The organism is Streptomyces sp. NPDC059455 (assembly GCF_042750115.1).
Taxonomy (GTDB): domain Bacteria; phylum Actinomycetota; class Actinomycetes; order Streptomycetales; family Streptomycetaceae; genus Streptomyces; species Streptomyces endocoffeicus.
Map to the genome: position 1 here is coordinate 74,232 of NZ_JBHYVB010000028.1, position 4,639 is coordinate 78,870.

Here is a 4,639-nt window from a genome sequence, read left to right on the forward strand (position 1 = left end):
AACATAACCCAGAGCCCTATTTAACAATACCGTCCCCCCCTACCACCACTACGGCCCTCAACCACAGCGATCGGGGCCTTTCGTCTGTCGCGGCCTTACGGTCGCCGTCACGGCCTTACGGTCGTGATCCGCGCCGCTCGCGCCGCGCCCCTCGGGTCTCAGGCGGCGCAGTCGGGGCACAGTCCCCGGTACGTCACCTCGACCGCGGAGACCGCGAAGCCGTAGCGCTCCTGCGTGGGCAGGTCGGCGAGCGGGTCGCCGGAGGGGTGGACATCGCGGATGGTGCCGCACCGCGCGCACACCAGATGCTGATGCGCGTGATGCGCGTTCGGGTCGTAGCGCTTGGCTCTGCCGTCCGTGCTGACCTCGATCACCTCGCCGAGCGTGACGAGCTCGCCGAGGGTGTTGTACACGGTCGCGCGGGAGATCTCGGGCAGTCGCTCGGCCGCCAGCGCGTGGACTTCTTCGGCGGTGTAGTGCACGTGGTCCCCGTCGAGGACCTCGGCGACGACACGCCGCTGCGCCGTCAGCCTCCAGCCGCGTCCCCTGAGCCGTTCCAGCAGGTCACTCATGCCATTCACCTATCAGTCAGATAAGGACAAGGGTAGCAGCGGACGAGTCCTTGACCAGACCCGGTACGAGTCTCAAACCCTTCTTGACTTAGACAATGTCCAATGTAGGATCGAGCCCAGCCCCAGACCAAGGGACAGAATGCGAGTACGCAGGAGGCGCACGTGACGGTCCAGGACGACATCACTGGTCCGCTGACCACGGAGTCCGGGGCTCCGGTGGCGGACAACCAGAACAGCGAGACGGCGGGCGTCGGCGGTCCGGTCCTCATCCAGGACCAGCACCTGATCGAGAAGCTCGCCCACTTCAACCGCGAGCGGATCCCGGAGCGGATCGTGCACGCGCGGGGTGCCGGTGCGTACGGCACCTTCACCGTGACCGCGGATGTGACGGAGTACACCCGCGCGGCGTTCCTCTCCGCGGTCGGCAAGCAGACCGAGACGTTTCTGCGCTTCTCGACGGTCGCCGGCAACCTCGGCTCGGCGGACGCGGTGCGCGACCCGCGCGGTTTCGCGCTGAAGTTCTACACCGAGGACGGCAACTACGACCTGGTCGGGAACAACACCCCGGTGTTCTTCATCAAGGACGCCATCAAGTTCCCCGACTTCATCCACACCCAGAAGCGCGACCCGTACACCGGTTCGCAGGAGGCGGACAACGTCTGGGACTTCTGGGGGCTCTCGCCCGAGGCCACCCACCAGGTGACCTGGCTGTTCGGCGACCGCGGCATCCCCGCCTCGTACCGCCACATGAACGGCTACGGTTCGCACACCTACCAGTGGAACAACGCCGCGGGCGAGGTCTTCTGGGTGAAGTACCACTTCAAGACCGACCAGGGCATCAAGAACCTCACCGCCGCCGAGGCGGCCGAGACCTCCGGCCTGGACCCCGACAGCCACCAGCGCGATCTGCGCGAGGCCATCGAGCGGGGTGACTTCCCGACCTGGACCGTGCAGGTGCAGATCATGCCGGCGGCCGATGCGGCGAACTACCGCTTCAACCCGTTCGACCTGACCAAGGTCTGGCCGCACGAGGACTACCCGCCGATCGAGATCGGCAAGCTGGAGCTCAACCGCAACCCGCGGAACATCTTCGCCGAGGTCGAGCAGTCGATCTTCTCGCCCGCCCACTTCGTGCCGGGCATCGGCCCGTCCCCGGACAAGATGCTCCAGGGCCGCCTGTTCGCGTACGGCGACGCCCACCGCTACCGCGTCGGCATCAACGCCGACCACCTGCCGGTGAACCGTCCGCACGCGGCCGAGGCGCGCACGTACGGCCGGGACGGCTTCATGTACGACGGCCGTCACGCGGGCGCCAAGAACTACGAGCCCAACAGCTTCGGCGGCCCGGCCGAGACCGGCCAGGCGCTGTGGCAGCCGTCCCCGGTGTCCGGCCGGACCGGGGACCACGAGGCCCCCTCGCACGCCGAGGACGACGACTTCGTCCAGGCGGGCAACCTCTACCGGCTGATGTCGGACGACGAGAAGGAGCGCCTGATCGAGAATCTGGCGCAGTTCATCGCCAAGGTCTCCCGCGATGACATCGCACAGCGGGCGATCGAGAACTTCCGCAAGGCGGACGCCGACTACGGCAAGCGGCTGGAGGCCGCGGTCCAGGCCCTGCGCGGCTGACGGACGCTTGCCGTATTGACCGAAGAGGCCGGACGCCGTTGGGCTCCGGCCTCTTCGTGTGCCTCTTTGAGTGCCGGTTCGTGTGCCGGGCGCGGTGCGCCAGGCCCTTACGCCGGTACGGGCTGGGGCGTCGGGGCCCAGCAGCGGATGATGTCGCGCACCGACACCACCCCGACCGGGTCGCCCGCGTCGAGGACGATCAGATGGCGGAAGCCGCCCTGGGACATCGCGCGGGCCGCTTCGTCCAGCGTCCACCCGGGGGCGGCGAAGACGACATCGGCGGTGGTGTGGTCGTGTGCGGCCTCCTGGTCGGGGTCCTGGCCCGCCCCCAGGGAGTTGAGGATGTCGCGCTCGGTGAGAATCCCCAGGCCGCTGGTGTCGGGATCGAGCACGATGGCCGATCCCACCCGGCGGGCCGACATCAGCCGGGCGGCCTGGCGGAGCGTATGAGCGGGGCCGATGGTGAGGACCACCGAGCTCATGGCGTCACGGACGTGCATGGGCATGGATGGAGCCACCTCCTTGGTGAATCCCAGATCCCATTAGAGAAAGGATTCACAAGTTCACAAGGTCCTGGATTCTCATGTTCACATGCCTTGGTGGGTCCAACAAGGGCGCGCGGAAGCCGATCTGCCGCTGAGCGCGCCCCGCGCTCCGGTTCATGCTCCGGTCAGCCCCCGGAAGGCCTCTCAGGGCCGCAGGTAGTCCAGCATCACCCCGTGCAGCAGCCCATTGGACGCCGCCGCATCGCCGCTGTTCGGGCCGGGTACGCCGTCGAGTCCGGTGAAGCGGCCGCCTGCCTCCTGGACGATCACCGCGTTGGCCGCCATGTCCCACAGCGACAATTCCGGTTCGGCGCAGATGTCCACCGAGCCCTCGGCCACCATCATGTACGGCCAGAAGTCGCCGTAGCCACGGGTGCGCCAGCAGGCGCGGGTCAGATCGAGGAAGCCGTCCAGCCTGCCGCGCTCCTCCCAGCCGCTGAGCGAGGAGTACGCGAACGAGGCGTCGGACAGGTTGCTCACCTTCGAGACCGCGAGCCGGCTCGCGGAGGACAGGCTGCGCCCGGTGTACGCCCCGAGCCCCTCGGCGGCCCACCAGCGCCGTCCCAGCGCCGGTGCGGAGACCACCCCGACGACCGGCCGGTCGCCGCCCTCACCGCGCTCCATGAGGGCGATCAGGGTGGCCCAGACCGGAACCCCGCGTACGTAGTTCTTGGTGCCGTCGATCGGGTCGACCACCCAGCGCCGCGGACCGCTGCCCTCGCTGCCGAACTCCTCGCCGAGCACCGCGTCGCGCGGCCGGGCGCGCTGGAGCGAGGTACGGATCAGCTCCTCGGCCGCCTTGTCGGCCTCGCTCACCGGCGTCATATCGGGTTTTGTCTCGACCTTGAGGTCGAGTGCCTTGAACCGCTCCATCGTGGTCGCGTCGGCGGCGTCGGCGAGAACATGGGCGAGACGCAGGTCATCGTGGTAGTCGGGCATGGCCGAACAGTATCGACAGGAAAAGACGCGGAGCTACACGACTCCACAACGACCAGGGGACTTCGGCTGGACGGCCCGCACGTACGGGACTCTTGTGCGGGCCTCTTGACTTCATCTGGCGGTCCGTCAATTCTGTCGGGCACATGCCGGGGGCCGGGAGGCGGCGATGCCCGCTCTGGGAGGCGACGATGCCCGCAGCGCGTGAATCCTTACTCGACGCGGCCTTCGCCGCGCTCGAGCGCCGTCCATGGGCGAGGGTGAAGATGTCCGAGGTCGCGGCGGCGGCCGGGGTCTCCCGGCAGACCCTCTACAACGAGTTCGGCAGCAAGGAGGGCCTCGCCCGCGCTCTGGTGCGGCGCGAGGCCGACGCGTATCTGCGCGGGGTCGATCGGGCGCTGTCCGGGGTGTCCGGCTCGGCGGCCCCCAGGGAGCGGCTGGCCGCCGCGGCGGTGTGGACGGTCCGCTCGGCGACCGAGAACCCGCTGGTGCGGGCGGTGCTCACGGGCTGCTGGAACGAGCGGCTGCCGACGTCCGTGACGTCCGTGACGTCCGTAAGGGCGGCACGGCCGGGGGAGCCGGAGCCGCTGCCCGCGCCGGGCGAGCTGCTCGGCGAGGCGCGGGACCGGGCGGTGCGGCTGCTGGAGGGCGACTGGCCGCCCGGCGCGGTCGAGCTGCCGCTGGCCTGTGAGGCGGTCGCCAGGCTGGCCCTGTCGTACGTGGTGTCTCCCGCCCCGGCGGCGGACGTGGCCCGTATGGTGCGCACCGTGCTTGCCTGAGTCGGGCCGAGGGGTACGTGGTGCTTGGTGGGTCGTGGCGCTTGGTGGATCGGGGCGTTTGGTGGGTCGTGGCGCCTGCGGCGGGCTTTCCCCTCCCCGCCCCTTCCCGACACCTGACGATATGCGGCTCCGCCGCGTGGGGGCTTCGCCGCAGACCCCGGGGTCCAGGGCCAAGCCC

Annotated in this window: 5 protein-coding genes; 2 read left to right on the plus strand and 3 right to left on the minus strand. The window is 69.5% G+C overall.

Annotated features, from left to right (window positions below; translation table 11 throughout):
* Positions 1-158: 158 nt before the first annotated feature.
* Positions 159-572, minus strand: coding sequence for a Fur family transcriptional regulator (locus ACFXB5_RS13040; RefSeq protein ID WP_385206279.1), 414 nt, complete (start codon positions 570-572; stop codon positions 159-161).
* Positions 573-734: 162 nt separating this feature from the next.
* Here ACFXB5_RS13040 and ACFXB5_RS13045 point away from each other — a divergent pair, with 162 nt between their 5' ends.
* Positions 735-2,201, plus strand: coding sequence for a catalase (locus ACFXB5_RS13045; RefSeq protein ID WP_385206282.1), 1,467 nt, complete (start codon positions 735-737; stop codon positions 2,199-2,201).
* A gap of 107 nt (positions 2,202-2,308) precedes the next feature.
* Here ACFXB5_RS13045 and ACFXB5_RS13050 read toward each other — a convergent pair whose 3' ends face one another.
* Positions 2,309-2,701 (minus strand): cyclic nucleotide-binding/CBS domain-containing protein, encoded by a 393-nt coding sequence (locus ACFXB5_RS13050; protein WP_385206298.1) that lies wholly within the window; start codon positions 2,699-2,701, stop codon positions 2,309-2,311.
* Positions 2,702-2,890: 189 nt separating this feature from the next.
* Positions 2,891-3,685 carry a histidinol-phosphatase gene (gene hisN / locus ACFXB5_RS13055; protein WP_385206285.1) on the minus strand — a complete coding sequence of 265 codons (795 nt, stop codon included), beginning with the start codon at positions 3,683-3,685 and terminating at the stop codon, positions 2,891-2,893.
* Positions 3,686-3,873: 188 nt separating this feature from the next.
* On the opposite strand from hisN, the gene ACFXB5_RS13060 reads away from it, so the two are divergent.
* Positions 3,874-4,461, plus strand: a complete 588-nt coding sequence (locus ACFXB5_RS13060) for a TetR family transcriptional regulator (protein ID WP_385206288.1) — start codon at positions 3,874-3,876, stop codon at positions 4,459-4,461.
* The last annotated feature ends 178 nt before the right edge of the window (positions 4,462-4,639 follow it).